12 protein-coding genes are annotated in these 16,563 nt (G+C 40.6%); 5 read left to right on the top strand and 7 right to left on the bottom strand.

The window, feature by feature from the left end; all coding sequences use genetic code 11:
* Nucleotides 1-26: 26 nt before the first annotated feature.
* The 3 genes from grxC to rsgA all read right to left on the bottom strand — a co-directional run bounded on the left by grxC (nt 27) and on the right by rsgA (nt 1,861).
* The gene (grxC, locus tag AC4CU0_RS12575) at nt 27-281 is read right to left on the bottom strand and encodes a glutaredoxin 3 (RefSeq protein WP_078189640.1); all 255 of its coding nucleotides are present in this window, start codon (nt 279-281) and stop codon (nt 27-29) included.
* A gap of 20 nt (nt 282-301) precedes the next feature.
* Nucleotides 302-709: a rhodanese-like domain-containing protein gene (locus tag AC4CU0_RS12570; RefSeq protein WP_078189639.1), complete on the bottom strand. Its 408-nt coding sequence runs from the start codon at nt 707-709 to the stop codon at nt 302-304.
* A gap of 93 nt (nt 710-802) precedes the next feature.
* The gene (gene rsgA / locus AC4CU0_RS12565) at nt 803-1,861 is read right to left on the bottom strand and encodes a ribosome small subunit-dependent GTPase A (protein WP_078192688.1); all 1,059 of its coding nucleotides are present in this window, start codon (nt 1,859-1,861) and stop codon (nt 803-805) included.
* A gap of 125 nt (nt 1,862-1,986) precedes the next feature.
* Here rsgA and orn point away from each other — a divergent pair, with 125 nt between their 5' ends.
* A complete protein-coding gene (gene orn, locus AC4CU0_RS12560) occupies nt 1,987-2,544 on the top strand; it encodes an oligoribonuclease (protein WP_067763591.1) in 558 nt (185 codons plus the stop codon).
* A gap of 56 nt (nt 2,545-2,600) precedes the next feature.
* On the opposite strand, the gene AC4CU0_RS12555 is transcribed toward orn, so the two are convergent.
* Nucleotides 2,601-3,041, bottom strand: coding sequence for a GNAT family N-acetyltransferase (locus AC4CU0_RS12555; protein WP_490743245.1), 441 nt, complete (start codon nt 3,039-3,041; stop codon nt 2,601-2,603).
* A gap of 198 nt (nt 3,042-3,239) precedes the next feature.
* Between AC4CU0_RS12555 and AC4CU0_RS12550 the strand changes: the two genes are divergently transcribed.
* From AC4CU0_RS12550 to AC4CU0_RS12535, 4 genes are all read left to right on the top strand, one after another.
* Complete coding sequence (locus AC4CU0_RS12550; protein ID WP_180190037.1) at nt 3,240-4,010, top strand: tRNA threonylcarbamoyladenosine dehydratase; 771 nt, start codon at nt 3,240-3,242, stop codon at nt 4,008-4,010.
* Between the two features lie 115 nt (nt 4,011-4,125).
* A complete protein-coding gene (locus AC4CU0_RS12545; RefSeq protein ID WP_490743244.1) occupies nt 4,126-5,940 on the top strand; it encodes a tetratricopeptide repeat protein in 1,815 nt (604 codons plus the stop codon).
* A 236-nt stretch (nt 5,941-6,176) separates the two neighbouring features.
* On the top strand, nt 6,177-8,951 hold the full coding sequence (locus tag AC4CU0_RS12540; RefSeq protein ID WP_490743243.1) for a type VI secretion system Vgr family protein: 2,775 nt from the start codon (nt 6,177-6,179) through the stop codon (nt 8,949-8,951).
* Nucleotides 8,952-8,964: 13 nt separating this feature from the next.
* Nucleotides 8,965-12,057: a hypothetical protein gene (locus tag AC4CU0_RS12535; RefSeq protein ID WP_490743242.1), complete on the top strand. Its 3,093-nt coding sequence runs from the start codon at nt 8,965-8,967 to the stop codon at nt 12,055-12,057.
* Between the two features lie 28 nt (nt 12,058-12,085).
* Here AC4CU0_RS12535 and AC4CU0_RS12530 read toward each other — a convergent pair whose 3' ends face one another.
* The 3 genes from AC4CU0_RS12530 to AC4CU0_RS12520 all read right to left on the bottom strand — a co-directional run bounded on the left by AC4CU0_RS12530 (nt 12,086) and on the right by AC4CU0_RS12520 (nt 16,561).
* Entirely contained in the window at nt 12,086-13,036 is a 951-nt protein-coding gene (locus AC4CU0_RS12530; protein ID WP_490743241.1) for a formylglycine-generating enzyme family protein, read from the bottom strand.
* 131 nt (nt 13,037-13,167) lie between these two features.
* Nucleotides 13,168-14,571 carry an efflux transporter outer membrane subunit gene (locus tag AC4CU0_RS12525; protein WP_490743509.1) on the bottom strand — a complete coding sequence of 468 codons (1,404 nt, stop codon included), beginning with the start codon at nt 14,569-14,571 and terminating at the stop codon, nt 13,168-13,170.
* A 10-nt stretch (nt 14,572-14,581) separates the two neighbouring features.
* Nucleotides 14,582-16,561 (bottom strand): MacB family efflux pump subunit, encoded by a 1,980-nt coding sequence (locus tag AC4CU0_RS12520; RefSeq protein WP_490743508.1) that lies wholly within the window; start codon nt 16,559-16,561, stop codon nt 14,582-14,584.
* Between the last annotated feature and the right edge of the window lie 2 nt (nt 16,562-16,563).

The following is a 16,563-nucleotide window of genomic DNA, read 5'->3' as shown; positions in this document are numbered from 1 at the left end:
TATGAGGTGACGATTTATGTTTAAAATTAAGATAGCATGCCGTCGAGTTTGCCTTCACGCTCTAAAGCATAAAGTTGGTCAAAACCGCCAATAAACTGATCATTAATAAAAATTTGAGGAACGGTACGGTGGTTGGTGCGTTGCATCAATTCAACACGTACTTCAGGCGCTTCATTGGATAAATTAATTTCTTTATAAGCCACGCCTTTACGCTCTAGGAGCTGTTTTGCACGAATGCAGTAAGGACATACAGTTGTTGAATAAATCGTAACTTCAGCCATGTTAATCTCCTAAGAAGCGCTTATTTGCTTTTAACTAGAGGTAAGCCTTGAGCTTTCCAGTTGCTAATGCCGCCGTCTAAACGGTATGCATCTGCATGACCGACTTGTTGCAATGCAGAACCTGCCACTTGACCAAGGTTACATACAAAAACCAACGGGCGATCAGAAGTTTTTAACTCTTCAATGTGTTTTGTAATTTGGCTATATGGAATATTACGGCTACCGCTAATATGACCTTCGCGGAAGTCTTTCGCATCACGTAAGTCAATCAATTGAGCATTTTTAGCTTTAACTAAAATCCCTAAAGATTGAGGTGAAATTTTGCGACCATTACGCTGGCCTTCAAGAATAAAGAACAGCACGACCAATACAGCCAGCGTTCCAAATAAGAAGGGGTGATTCCCCATAAATTCGAACCAACGTTCCACAATTCACCTAACTACAATTTTAAATTGCCAAGAGTATAGCCCATAAATATGGTGATCAAAATCACCCCTTCAAGGGCATGAACAGAATAAAAATTAATTTTTTTGCTGCGCTTCCGTGATTTCGTCGATCAGACGTAAATAACTGTCTAATCGGCGCGGTAAAATTTCGCCATTTTGAGCCGCCATTCTAAGCGCACATTGCTTTTCATGTTTATGCGTACAGTTACGGAACTGGCAATAGCCCAAATGTGACTCGATCTCAGGGAAACCTTGTTGAACTTTTTCCAATTCTAGGTGCCATAAACCAAATTCACGGATTCCTGGTGAATCAATCAATGCAGAACCTTCACCAAACGCAATTAAGCGCGTAGAGGTGGTGGTGTGCTGACCGAGCGCGGAGTTTTCCGAAATAATATTGGTTTTTTGCGCAGCATCCGGAACAATGGCATTAATTAAAGTGCTCTTACCAACCCCAGACTGACCTACAAATGCGACAGTTTCACCAGAAAGTCGAGCAGAAAGTGTGCTTAAGTCACCATCAGATTGAGTTTGCATGACCTCATAGCCCAAGTCACGATATTCTTGTAATAGCGTTAAGATCGGATCGTTGTCTTTAAGTAAGTCTGATTTATTTAAGACCAATAATGCTGGAATATCGGCATCTGCACAGGCCACTAAATAGCGGTCAATCAGGCCTGGTGCTGGCTCAGGAAGCGGTGCAAATACAATCACAATCAGGCTGACATTGGCTGCGACAGGTTTCACTTTGTGATAACGGTCAGGGCGTGTCAGTAAAGATTGGCGTGGATGAATCGCGGTAATAATCCCTAAACCTGTGATCGGGTCGGCTTGCCATTTGACACGGTCACCCGTCACCAATAATTCGAGATTGGTACGGGTATGGCAGCGCCAAACACTGCCTAATTCGATGGGTTTCCAATGGGGTTCAGGTTCACCAGCTTGCACAATGGGTTTTTCAGGATGTTGGTCGGGTGTAGACAGCGCTTGAACTTCAAGTTGACGACCATAATGTTGGACGACCAAGCCTTCCAAATCTGCAGAAGTATCGATTTCTTCCTGACGAGATTTATGTTGCTTCTGAATGCGACGTTGCTGCTGTTCAGTCAGTCGGCGCTTACGAATTAAAGCCATTCATATCCTAAAAAACCATGAAAACTAGATGGCAAAAATAGCATGAAAGCAGGGTCTATTTACAGCGCAAGCCCAATAAATTTGCTACTATGTTCATTTTTACAGCCTAATAAGATTGCACATTTATGAGCAGCACACCTGATACACGCCTGATTTGGATTGACCTTGAAATGACAGGTCTAGATACAGATAACGACCAGATTATTGAAGTTGCAACAATTGTGACGGATGATAATTTAAATATTCTGGCGGAAGGGCCTGTGCTTGCGGTACATCAGTCTGACCGTGTGCTCAATGCGATGGATGAATGGAATACTCGCCAACATGGTCAATCAGGTCTGATCGAACGTGTACGTCGTAGTAAATTGACAGCACAAGATGCTGAACAGCAAACTTTAGAATTTTTGAAAAAATGGGTAAATCCAAAATCATCACCGATGTGCGGTAACTCAATTTGCCAAGATCGTCGTTTCTTGCATCGTTTAATGCCTGAAATGGAACAATACTTCCACTACCGTAATCTCGATGTATCATCAGTGAAAGAATTGGCGAAACGCTGGCGCCCAGAGATCATGGGGGGCTTGAAGAAAAATGCCTCGCATTTAGCAATGGATGATATCCGTGACTCCATTGCAGAGCTTAAATACTACCGTGAATATTTCTTTATTATGAATAAAGACTAAGGTTGTGAGATCGAAAAAGAGGCGAAAGCCTCTTTTTTTTATCTGAGATATTTTCTCTATCTTTGATAGATGTTGGCTTGATGAATCTCGAGAAAATTTGCAGGCTGAGCCAAATCGGTAAAGCCAAATTGACGATATAAACCATGTGCATCTGCCGTTGCAAGTAACATGCGTCTTAGATCTGGGGCGCCACATTTTTCAAATAAAGTACTCACAATTAATTTTGAATAGCCTTTGCCTCGATGCTCATCGGCGACATAAATATCGGCTAAATAAGCAAAAGTTGCATAATCCGTAATGGCACGACCAAAACCGATGAGTTCATCATCGAGAAGTAAGGCCACGGCCAAAGAGTTTTCAATCGCTTTTTTCACCACATGTTTTGGAATATCTTTTGACCAATAGGTATGGCTTAAAAAGCGATGCACGGTGTCTAAATCCATTTCATTTTTGTCATCGGTAATTTTTAAATTATTTGGCAGAGGATGGATGTTCATGGCAATACACACTTGATTTTTTGATCTATGGTTATATTTTTAAAGCAGATCTCCGTTCGCTGTAAATGTTTATTTTGATGGATTTAGACCTGATGCGAATGCCGCTCTGTTGTGCTGTCTGCTGAATTGCGTTTTATCAAAGAAAATAAGTAGCGAATTTGCTAAAATGGCGGCTGATTTAACACAGCCTTCTAACCTATGACTGAACTGCTCCAAGATGATGAATATGACCGCCGTTTTGCTGGCGTAGCCAAAATATATAGTGATGAAAGTTTTCATCATTATGAAAAAAGTCATGTCATGGTGATTGGGATTGGTGGTGTAGGCTCATGGGCGGTCGAAGCTTTAGCGCGTACTGGTATTGGTGAGCTGACCTTGGTCGATATGGATGTAGTTGCTGCATCGAATATTAATCGACAATTGCCTGCCATGAGCACGACACTGGGACATGAAAAAATTGAAGTGATGGCAGAGCGCTGCCGTGCGATTAATCCCCGAATCAAAATAAATTTGATTGATGATTATCTCACACCTGAAAATGTCAAAGAAATTTTGGCAGGTGATCCTGACTTGATTTTAGATTGCATTGATGATGTGAAGGCCAAATTTGCCTTAATGCTACATTGCCGTTTTAATAAAATTCCGTTGATCGTTTCGGGTGGAGCAGGGGGTAAACTTGATCCGCTGAAAATCCGTGTCGCAGATTTATCAAGAACAGAGCAAGACCCGATGTTAGCCAAATTGCGGACACAATTACGCGGCAAAGGCATTTGTAAAAAGCCGAAAGAAAAGTTTGGGATTACCTGTGTTTATTCGATTGATAATCCATTTTCCAGTGCTGATGTTTGTCCAAGTGCGGGCTTACGTTGTGGTGGATATGGTTCAGCAGTAGTCGTGACGTCCAGCTTTGCGATGGTGGCTGTGTCAGAGGTGCTCAAAAAACTTGATGCAAAACGAGCAAAAGCATGACAGCTATCTCATTTTGAAAAAAATAAAGCACCGAATTCGGTGCTTTTTTTGTATATAGAATTAAAATCAGACACAATGTTGGAATAATTAAAATATTGATTTTTTTGGGGCGAGTATGTGGTTTTTACTGATACTAATGTTGGGGATGGGAGCACTTGCGTTTTGGATGTGGAAAAGACCCGATCCAGTGAAACGCGATCAGGCTAAAGCGGTTGGGCATGACTTGTGGATAGACCAATTAGATGCGCAGCTGAAATTCGCAGAACGTTTAATGCTTGATGCACCAACCGACTTTACGCGGGCGTATGAGTTGTATCAAAATTTGGCCAAACAGCATGAAATTCCGCAGGCCTATGTCGCTATGGGACAGATGCATTTACAAGGTTTAGGCCGAGAAGTCAGTGTGGAAAATGCGCTGGCTTTATTGGAAAAAGCCAATAGTTTAGGCAGTGATGATGCTGCATATGTGTTGGGGCAAGTTGAAGAAGGTATCTATGGCGGTGTACCCAATCTTGAAAAAGCGCAGTATTGGTATCGACATGCGATTTCACGCGGTCATTTGGATGCGCAATATCGACTCGCCGAACTAAACCCAGAAGATCAGACACATGCCGAGCAACAACATTTAGATTTGTTACAAAAAAATGCGGACAATGGACATGCCAATTCACAGTATCAATTGGCACAGTTCTATATAAAACAAGCCACGCCAAATATTGCTCTGGGATTGGAATATTTACTGAAAGCTGCCCAACAAGATCATATGGCGGCTATTCAGCAATTGCAGCAGTTCTATGCTCAAGGAAAGTATCTTGCGCAAAATGATGAAAAGTCATTGCAATATTTAAAGCGAGGATTGCTACTCGGGCACCAGCAGCAGTTGTATGAATATTATCAAGCAGTATTGATGGGTAAAATCGATGTCGATCAGCGTCAGCGGGTTTATCATGATCTTTTGCAGCAGGCCAAAGAGCACAAAGTTGCTGCAGCCAGCCGATTATTAGGTATTGCACATTTTCATGGTTGGTACTTGGAGAAGCAGGAAACTTTAGGTTTTCGCTTTCTGACCGAAGCTGCTCAACTTAAAGATGCTGAAGCGATTAGTCTTATTGCCGCACTGTATTTTGAAAAGTATTTGGTTCGTGATGATCCGCAAAAAGCATTTGAGTTATATCAAACAGCGTATCAATTCAAACCATTATTCATTAACCAAGTCGGTTTAGCACTATGCTATCTACACGGGGTCGGTGTTGAGCGAAATATCAAGCAAGCGCAGCAACTTTTAATTGAAGCTGCTAGGCATTTAAATAATATGTCCATTACTTGTGTCGCGGATCAAAACTATGTGATTGGACGGTTTTATGCATTGCCAGAATATCCTTTACCACATCGTGATCAGTGTTTGAGTTATCTGGAAAAAGCTGCAGAACAAGGTTCGCAGGATGCTGCTTGGTATCTCTATCGTTTAGCCGTGGACAATATCTTGCCTGATCTACAATTTGATGATGCTCAAAGCCAGCGAGCATTGTTGAAAGCGGCAAAATTAGGTCATCCTGATGCACTTACGCAACTAGGTCTAGTTAATTTAAAAGGACAATGGGGAACACAAGATTTCCAACAAGCGTTGCAGTATTTCTCGCAAGCGGCGGGATTAGGAAATGTGACTGCCTTGTACCAACTTGGTGAAATGTCAGAACATGGTTTAGGTGTACAGCAAGATTTAACCCAAGCGCATAGCTATTATGCACAAGCGGCTCAGGGGATGAGTGCTGCGGCGTTAACGCGATTGGGCTATTTATATATTCATGGCATGGGCGTAGAGCGTGATCTTAAAATTGCACAGCAATATTTGGAAAAAGCGGCCTTGCAAGGCTATGTTGAAGCACAAGAACAATTGGAGAATATTCACGCATTTTTAAATACCAATTAATCGCGATGCAAAGCAGTAAGGTGGTATGAAGAGACCTGAAGTTTAGTTTGATGGTCTCTATATTTTTTTAATGCAGAAATAAATAGAGTAAAAATAACATAAAGAATTAATGTGGAAATTTGAATTTTTACTTACATAAAACCCAACAAAGCAGGCAGTTTATGCCTAGAAAAATATGAGTTTTTTTGATTAAATACCCCGCATATTTTATAAAAATCTGATTTTAGATAATAACGATGCTGAACAATATTTATTCTGCACTTGAGAAATTGGGCATTAGTCCACAAAAACGTGCCTTGCATATTCAATTTTCCAATACCACGCTGAATGAACAAGTATTCTTGCAACGTATTGATGGGGAACATGCCTTAAGTGAAGGTTTGAATGTTCAGCTCATCTGTCTCTCAACTTCTGCCACCTTAGAACTCAAACAATTTATTGGTACACAAGTCGCAATCGATCAGGTAACCGATGCGGGTCAACTTTTTCGTATTACCGGGATCATTACAGAAGCATTTCAAGGCCAAAGTGATGGTGCATTAACGCTATATAAGTTGACCTTAGAAGATGCAACGGCATTGTGGCATAAGCGTCGTAATAGCCGTGTGTTTATGAATAAATCGGTCAAAGATGTGGTCGAGATTATTTTTAAGGAATGGCAAAAAAAGAGCCCACTTTTTGCAGCGAGCTTAAGTTTGGACTTAAGTGGCTTAAAAAAAGAGTATGACGTTCGACCATTCATGATGCAAAGTAATGAAACCGACTATGATTTTATTACTCGCTTACTACGCAGTGAAGGCATTCATTGGTTGGTTGATGAAGCGCAGCATTTTGTCTCTTCCTCTTCAGCGCCACTCCAAGCCCAAAAGCTGCGTTTAATTGATGAAAATAGTCAATATCAGCCTCTAGATCGTCGCAATATCCGTTTTCATCGCAGCAGCGCTACAGAAAAGCAAGACAGCATGACCAGTTTTATTGGGCAACGCAGTTTGCAACCGACGTCGGTACATGTGCAGCGGTGGCAGGCGGATGTGCTTGAACAGGACGAGGGGGGGGGTGCAGTACAAAGCAAGCACCTACATAGTCAAAATCAAGATAATGCGAGCTTAAGCTTAGAGCAGGCATGGCATGTGAGCCCTGCATGGATGCAAGATCTGAATGGTGAAGATGCTGCAACTGCCTCTAATAGTGCTCAAGTTGAACGTCTCAATCAAAATTTTAGTGATTATTATGCGGCTCAAGCCAAACAATTTATTGCTAAAAGTACCGTGCGTGATACACAAGTTGGTTATTGGTTCAAATTGGATGAGCATCCAGAGATTGACCAGCATCGTGGTGCAGATCAAGAGTTTTTGATTTTATCTAAGTCTTTTTATAATCAAAATAATTTACCCAAAGACTTAACCGATCAAGTTACACAACTGATCCATCAAAGTCAGTGGCAAGTCAAACAAAGCGATGCGGATGAACGCCAAGCCAATACCTTGGCTTTACAACGTCGAAATATAACGACCGTCCCTGAATTTAATCCACTTACACATCGACCAGTAACACATCCCCAACGTGCCAAAGTTGTGGGGCCTGCCGGTGAAGAAATCCATGTTGATGAATGGGGGCGGATAAAAGTTCGTTTTCTGTTTACCCGTTCCGATGATCATGGTCATGATGGCGGTGCAGGTGCGAATAATAATGACACAGACTCGGCTTGGGTTGATGTGTTGACCCCGTGGGCCGGCGAAGGTTATGGCGCACGCTTCTTACCTCGAATTGGTGAAATAGTCGTCGTTGATTTCTTTGATGGCAATATTGACCGACCTTTTGTCGTGGGTCGTATTCATGAAGCGCAGCGTAGTCCCACTAAATTTGACAATAAAGGACAATTACCAGATACCAAAAAACTTGCGGGAATTCGTTCCAAAGAAGTGGCGGGAGAGGGTTTTGGTCAATTACGCTTTGATGACACCACGGGGCAAATTAGTACCCAGCTGCAAAGTAGTCATGGTGCGAGCCAACTGAACCTCGGTAAGCTCAGTCATCCAAAAGATAAAGCAGAAAGTGAAGATCGGGGTGAAGGTTTTGAGCTGCGGACAGATCAATGGGGGGCGCTACGAGCTGGACAAGGTTTATTACTTTCGACCCATAAGCAGAATCAAGCAGGTGGGGTACATTTAGCGAGCCATGAAGCCCATACTCAAATCGAAAGCGCATTGAATAATGCTAAAGGGCTGAGTGATGTAGCGAAAAACCAACAGACCGACCCGCTTGAAGTATTGGAGAGTCTTCAAGCCTTTATTGAGGTGTTAAGTCAGGATGATCAGCAAAAAGCTGCTGAATTTAAGTCGGCAGTCATGGTGTTGGCTGCGCCAAATTCGATTGCGATAAGTTCGAATGAAGATGTACACATTTCAGCAGTTAGTTTGATGAGCCACACTGCGGGAGAGAGTATGAATATTTCCACGCAAAAATCTTTAATAGGTCATGCAAGTAAAAAAATCAGTTTATTTGCTGCTCAAGAGGGTTTACGTGCATTTGCAGGGAAAGGGAAAGTTGAAATTCAAGCACAGGGCGATGGCTTGGATCTGATAGCACGTAAGGGCATTCAGGTTATTTCAACCGAAGATACGGTATATATCACCAGCCCTAAAGAAATAAACTTAACTGCGGGTGGTTCACAGATCAAACTGAATGGTTCGGGCGTGTTTCCGACTACGAGTGGGAAGTTTGAGGCGAAAGCGGGGCAGCATAAGTTTGTGGAAGGGGAAAAGGTGGAGGTTCCACCAATTAAATTAAATACGTCACCTTGTTTCTTAACATTTGAAATTGTCGATGAATTTGGTAAGCCAGGACAAGGTGTTGAATATGTAGTTTTTAAATCTGATGGTACGCAAAAAATTGGTAAGACTGATGCTAATGGTAAAACCGAAAGATTTGAAACTGATGGTCCTGAGCAAATAGGTGTGCATATTTCAGATAAAGACGCTTCAAAATATAAAATTATGCAAAATAACTAAATTGGATAAGAAAATGGATAAATATTACGTTATTGATAATAAAATTCAGCTTAATAAGCAGGGTGGCGGTGCGCTCTCTAAAGTAAAATACAAAGTACAAATATTACAAAATAACAAAGTAGTTAAAGAGATACAGGATGTAACTGATGAAAATGGGCAAACAAAAAATGTAATAGTAGAGAGTATTTGCCAACTAAGATTTTTTGTTTATGGATTTAAGAGTCCTTATTCAGCTAAAAGTGAATGGATGATCCCATTATTTTCTAAAAGTGATGTAAGTCATATTATTGTCATTGATGAAGAGAAGTTACTTGAAAACTCTAAATTTCCAAGTGAACAGAAATATGAATTAAGAAAGAAAGAATTAAGAAATACAATAAAAGTAATGAAAGAGAATTCTACGAAGGGAATTTTTTCAAACAATGGTATTGGAAAAATTAACTTTCAAAAATCAGTTTTTGAATTATCGGGTAGTAAGCCAATAGATCCAAAATTTGCAGAAATACTGAAAAATAAAAACTTAAGTAATAGTAATGGTTTGATTGAACCATTTGAGCGGTCACTTAAAGATTTAGGCAATAGTTATATTGAATATAAAAAGAAATGTACAAAAAAAATTTATAAAGCTAAGGTATTTTTCTTGAAGACGTATTCTGTTTTTCAGTTTATGAATTCACAGTCAAAACCTATATCTAATATTCAATATCAAGTATTTGAGAAAAATAATAAGAAACCAATTTTAAATAATTTTCCAAAGAGTGTTGAAAAAAATGGGGTAACAGGAATCGCATTCACAACCAAAAGTAGTCAGGTTAAATATAAAATAGGAAATCAAGATAAAGAGAGTGAATTTTTTGCCCCGATCACTTGTATTGATAAAAATCAAATTAATCAAATTCGTATAGGTGTAGCAATGGGCGGGAGCAGCCCGAATGAAAATACTACTGTCGGCTTAGGTAAAGCTAAAAAAATACCAATTGTAGTCAATCCTCATACTGATGAATTGTTAATATTACCTCCGGATGCTTTCGATACATTTGAAAAAATAACGCGTGACTTAGAAGATTCTATAAAAAATATACATCGTACAAAATATGAATTAGATGAAAAAATGAACTATTTATCTAGCTCTACTGCTAAGTCTACTGCTGAAATTGAAGAAATTGAAAAAAGATTAAATATTAATCAACAAAAAGCAATAGAAAAATTAAATGAAAAATTTGGAAATAAAGCAGATTTGCGAGAAGTTTTGGTTTTAGAAACAAAAGGAGATACTAAAACAGGGGAAAAACAACTATTAAGAAAATATTTAACGGCGAAGGAATATGATCAATTAAAGTCAAAGCGACTAAATGGTGAAGCAAAAATAAAAATAAAAACTGCAGCGATTAAATCTAGGAATTATGAAGAAGATGGTGATATAGAAATTGACTTACTCGATATGAAAAAAAGCTTCGATGATTTAAAAGAGCAACTAAGCGTAGAAATTTATAAAAAGAAATTTGGTGATGATGAAAAAGTTATCTACGACATGATAGGTGGGATTGGTGGAGAAATTGCAGAACAATATAAAAATAGTAATGGGGTCAATGTTAGTGTTGAATCGCAATGGATGCGCTTAGTTGCTGGAAATGGAGGTGAAGCTTCAATACATGCGACTAATAAAGGAACTTCAATTAGAGCAAAAGGCGATCTCTCTGCAAAATTTGTATTATTTGAAAAGCAAAAAGAATGGAGAAGCTTTTATCCAAGTGAAAATGGTTGGAATTTAGAGGTCGGAGATATGGCACTAGGTACTATTCGCTTTATTCGCGGTTGTAGTTTACATGGTTTTGCTGGTGCAAATATTGGATTGGCAGGTAATTTATCGGTTGATTTGCCAATGACTGTTGGTGCGCCTCAAGTTGTTTATCCTACGACACGGACACCGAGGCGTACTAATGCTACTTCCCGCGGAATTTTAGAGCCTACTGATACAGATTTTGACAAAACAACAGAAAATCAAGTGACAGCTGAAGTAAAAGCATTTGGTGGAGCCCAAATGGGTGTTACTGCTTTAGGCTCTATAGAGTGGTATAACGATAAGACAGAGAGTCCAGCTAAGTTTGTTAATTTGGCCTCTGCAGCACCGACGGTGGGTGGAAGTATTGGCGGTGGGTTTGAGGGGAAATTTCAAATATTTCTTGAAGGTGGAAAATTTAAATTCCGTGTGGCTTTGCATGTATGTTGGGGAATTGGGGCAAAGGGAGCTTTAGACTTTGAAGTTGATTTTAAGCAAATGTGGCATTTTGCGCTGTTTGTAAAAAGTCAATTATTACAAGCGTCATTTAAACAACTTGTATATATTAATAAATTAGCTTTCACTGCATTAGCGCAAATATTAGCTTATTGTATAGGGGCAAATCATCCTTTAACCCAAGATATTAATAAGTTAGTTAATAGATTTGATGTTTGGATTGAAGGTCTATCTTCCGATCAACAACGTTATAGAGCCGCTATGAATATCAACTCACCCGGCGGTTTAGAAGGTTTAGTCATTGCTTCACCTGAAACCAAGGGGATATTGATCTATGGGGTAACACACTGGACAACTCGCACTGCTTCTTTGTTTGATATGACGATTAGTATGAGTGGTTTAGATGTAGAAATTAACCGTTTTGTAACACGGAAAAATGCCATCATTAATATATTTAAAACCTGTATTTCTACTCAGGAATGGATGAATGTCATTCAACATGTGCATCCTCGTGCTGAAACCCAGTCCAAAAGTAATATGCAAAAAATTGAAGGGGATATTATTCGCTTTTTAAACTATGGTGAAGATGCCAGTATTGCTGAAGATATTATTATTGCACTCAATTCCGGGGGAGACTATGCAGGTGGTCGAGAAAACCAATGGTTAAAAGATTACCTTAAATACCGTAAGCAGGCAAAACCCATACAAGGCTACCCTTTGAATCATTTAATTGTAAAAAATCAAGATGATATGCAATTTAAGCAGTTGGATTATATGGGTGGTTATGCAGATAACGACGCAATTTTAGCTACAAATTTAGATATTTTAGCCCCATTTGAAGATCAGGAAATACAGCTCTATCAAGCATGAGTTTGATAGAGCTGTACGCTACGTTAGACTATAGAATCTTTTTAGTTTGGTTTACTACACAGCGTACAGAATTTTCAAAATTTGGATTGATTACCCCTTTAAACTCTTCGTCAAAATCGACGGGTTGGTTAGGGTGAGCATGGCTACGCCGTACAGTTAAACCTTCCCCCATCTGCAATGTTTGGCCATCTAGAGGTTTAGCACTACGGAGAACTTTCTCAGTTCCTGCTTTAGGGCCTTGCGGGTTTTTTTCTGGGGAGTGTTGATAGTAATCTGCTGCATACCAGTCGAGCATCCATTCGTAATTGTCTGTCGTTAAATCATAAAAACCTAGAGCTGAAGGTGGGTATTGTCCTACTTCAGAGATAAGTGACTTAGGTGCTTTATATTTTTTACGTAACTGTATACGTTGCTCAAAACTCCACACATTTACTCCATCTTCAATTTTACCGGTATTGGTTGGAAAATGAATCTTTTTGCCTTTATTGCGGGCTGCATATTCCCACTGGGCTTCGGTCGGGAGGTCTATGTCAAGTTTTAGCTGTATACCTAACCACTGGCAATAATTTCGTCCCTCTTGCCAAGAGACACCAGCAGACGAGTTAGGATATCTTGCTTTTGAAGATAAGGATTCAGTTGAACCTACTTTAGGGGTATTGGTTGCAGCGCTGTATATGTCTAAATCTGCATAGGTGGCTTTATAAGCAGACATGCTAAAGCTATCTAGAGTTACTTTGTGAACAGGTTTGCTATCAATCTTGCTGTCATAATGATCAAAATCTCCCATCATAAAAGTACCACCTTCCACAAAAATCATGTTCTTCTTGGTTTTTTCTAGCAATTTTTGAATTTGTGCTTGTAATTCGGGAGAAACATTTTTTTGATTAGTAGAAGGAGTTTGTGGCTCATTCGCACTTTTTGCACAAGCACTTAAAGCAAAAGTAGATAGTAAAATAATGGCTAAATTTCGATTGATCATATTCTTTAAAATTATAGAGTTGTTAAAATACTGCCAAAGAATAAAGCAATTTTAATATCTCAAAAAGAGAGTTTTTGTTATTTAAACCCTTTAGATGTAAAAAAAGCCCCTCAGGGCTTTTTTAATATAAATCAAGGCAACTGCTGAACCGGACTACCACCCAAAGCCTGCATCAAAGTTACATAAGCATTGTATTGACTCTGCTTGGTCTGAACCAAAGAAAGTCGTGCATTACGCGTAGTCTCTTGTGCATCGAGTAAGTTTTTCAGTGCAATCGCACCATGGCGATAACGCACTTCAGTTAAACGCTCGGTCTTTTCTGCAAGCTGTAAATTACGTTCTTGCAAAGCAACTTGCTGACTGAGCTCAGTACGATTGGACAGTGCATTTTCCACATCGGCAAAAGCCTGATACAAGGTCTGACGATATTGAATAATGGCTTTTTCATAATCTAAATCACTAATCGCAAGGTCTTTCTTCATATCGTTATATTGCAAGAAAGGCAAGCTTAAACTTGCACCCAAAGCCAAAGCAGGGTTTTGTAATAAATTACTCAAAGAGGTACTACTCGAGCCTAAACTGCCAGTCAAACTAATCGAAGGGTAGTAACTCGCTTTCGTTGCATCTTTATTTGCCAAAGCTTTACGTAATCTTAATTCGCTCGCTTGTAAATCTGGACGGCGAGACAACAACTCGGCTGGTAAACCCGCTGCAATCGTCGGTAATGCAATTCGAGGTAGGCGCTGCGGCTCTGAAATATTCAGTTGTTGCACAGGTTGATGCAATAACACAGCCAATGCAGTACGTGTTTCCACTTTTTGTTGGGCAATTTGGCTTAAGGTCGCTTTTTGACTTTGGACCGACTGTTCCGCTTGCGTTAGATCTAAACCTGACACAGCGCCAGCTTTATATTGCACCTTGACCAAGTCATAGGTTTTTTGCGTACTGGCTAAGTTTTGCTGCGCAATACTGTAGCGCTCATTTAAATAGCCAAGTTGCCAATATAGGTTTGCTGTTGTTGCAATCAAGCTTTGGGCAGTGGCTTGCAGGTCTTGTTCAGTTGCTAAAGCTTCCCATTTTGCGGCCTCAGTCTGGCTAGCCAAACGACCAAATAAATCTACTTCATAACTGACGCCACCACTGAGTGATACACCTTTTGAGGAATCATCACCTGAGTTAAGGTTAAAGTTATGTCCAGTCGAAACACCTGAACTCACGCGTGGCCCTTGCTGATTCTCAGCCAAACCAGCTTTTAGTCGAGCTTGCTGTAAATTAATACCTGCTACAGCAAGGTCTGTATTGGCCGCTAAAACTTGATTCACCAACTGGTTTAATTGAGCATCATTAAACAATGTCCACCATTGGTCAGCATAAGTATCTGCATGAACTTGCTGACTCATGGCTTTTGCATTTTGAAATTGCGTCGGGATTTGTGTTGCAGGAGCTTCGTACGGCGTTTTAACCACAGCGGCACAGCCGACTAAGCTACTTCCGAGAATGAAGGCACTTGCAAGTTTAGTTAAGGTCATTTGCATCATTAATTCCTTATTCGCGAGAAAGCGCATCGACAGGGTTAAGCTGTGCGGCATTACGTGCAGGAATAAAGCCAAACACAATACCAATCATACTTGAGCAGACAAATGCGGCAACGATAGACGTTGTTGAATAGGCCATTTGGAATGTTCCACCGGCAAAATGACTAATCAATTGTCCAATACCTAAAGATAATAAAACCCCAAGCACACCGCCTAAGATACACACCAACACCGCCTCAATCAGGAACTGCTGTAAAATATCACTTTGACGGGCACCCACGGCCATACGCACACCAATTTCTTGAGTACGCTCAGTCACAGAAACCAACATAATGTTCATGACCCCGATACCACCGACGATCAATGAAATCACCGCAATCGCTGAAACCAGTAAAGTCATTGTTGCAGTGGTTTGTTGAATGGTTTCACGGATACTATCGGAGTTCTGTGTAAAGACATCTTGCGCGCCATGACGTTGCACCAATAAGTTCAATATGGCGTTTTCAGCAGCGGCACTTGGGTATTCATCTTTCACTCGGACAATGATGCTACGTACGTTCGACTGCCCCAGCATACGACTCATGACCGTTGAATAGGGCAAATACACATTCAGGCTATCTGAGTTGCCCATCATGCTTTTTTGTTCTTCGATCACGCCAATGATACGGCTCGGCACACTGCCTAATAAAATCACTTGACCCACAGGGTTGGTGCCATCGGCAAAGAAGGTATTTTTAGTATTACTATCAATCACCACATCTTGCGCTTGCTCATTCACACTTTCTTTATCAAAAGGCTGACCCGAAGCGAAGTTCATTCCTTTGACATAGAAGAAATCTTCACTCACACCATTCACTGTGGTTGAAGCCTCAGTATCTTTAAAACGTGCTGTAACAGATGAATTGACTGAAGGACTAACGCCATCGACATAAGGCTGCTCAGCAAGGGCTGTCGCATCGGCTGGAACCAATGTTTTTACTTGGGAGGATCTGGAATTATCACCAAAGCCTCGACCTTGATACACCGTGATGGTATTGGTACCTAAACTGCTGATATTTTCTAAAATTTGCTTTTGTGAACCATTCCCAAGAGCCACAACAGAAACCACAGAAGCGATACCAATAATGATCCCGAGCATGGTTAAAAATGTACGCATACGGTGAGCATTCATGGCTAAAATCGCCATACGGAAGGCTTCACCTAAACGGTCAACGGCTGAGCGCCAGCTCGAGGTTTTTTTCTGTGTGTTTGGAACGAGTTGTTGTTTTTCTAAAGGTTCATCATCTGTTTCAGGCACATTGGGCTGATCTGAGATGATATTACCGTCAGAAATTTCAATAATTCGCGTCGCATTTTTCGCAACATTATGATCGTGAGTGACCAATATAATAGTATGACCTTTGGCATTGAGTTCGCGCAAAATCCGCATCACTTCAATACCACTATTCTTATCCAATGCACCGGTCGGTTCATCGGCAAGAATAACATCGCCACCATTCATGAGGGCACGCGCAATCGACACACGTTGTTGCTGACCACCCGAAAGTTGGCTCGGACGGTTTTGGGTTTTTTCACCCAGTCCTAAGTCAGTCAGCAGTTGCTTGGCACGTGCATTGCGTTCGGTTGCATCTGCACCGGCATAGATTGCAGGAACTTCGACGTTACCAGCAGCATTCAAATCACCGAGTAAGTGATAGCGCTGGAAAATAAAGCCAAAATATTCACGGCGCAATTGTGCTAATTCATCAGGTTCAAGCTCACGCGTTTCGCGTCCTTTGACTTTGTAGCTGCCATTTGTGGGTTTATCTAAACACCCCAAAATGTTCATGAGGGTAGATTTACCAGAACCGGACTGACCTACAATTGCTACCAGTTCACCTGGGTAAATCTCAAGATTGACCCCTTTTAGAATCTGGACTGTGCTTTCACCGGCAGGGAATTCACGAGTCAGATTCTTGACCTCGAGTAGAGGCGTCTGATTTTGACTCATCA

Source organism: Acinetobacter sp. LipI_15 (assembly GCF_058242865.1).
The sequence above is the reverse complement of the archived record's forward strand: the minus strand, read 5'-3'. Positions and strand labels throughout refer to the sequence as shown.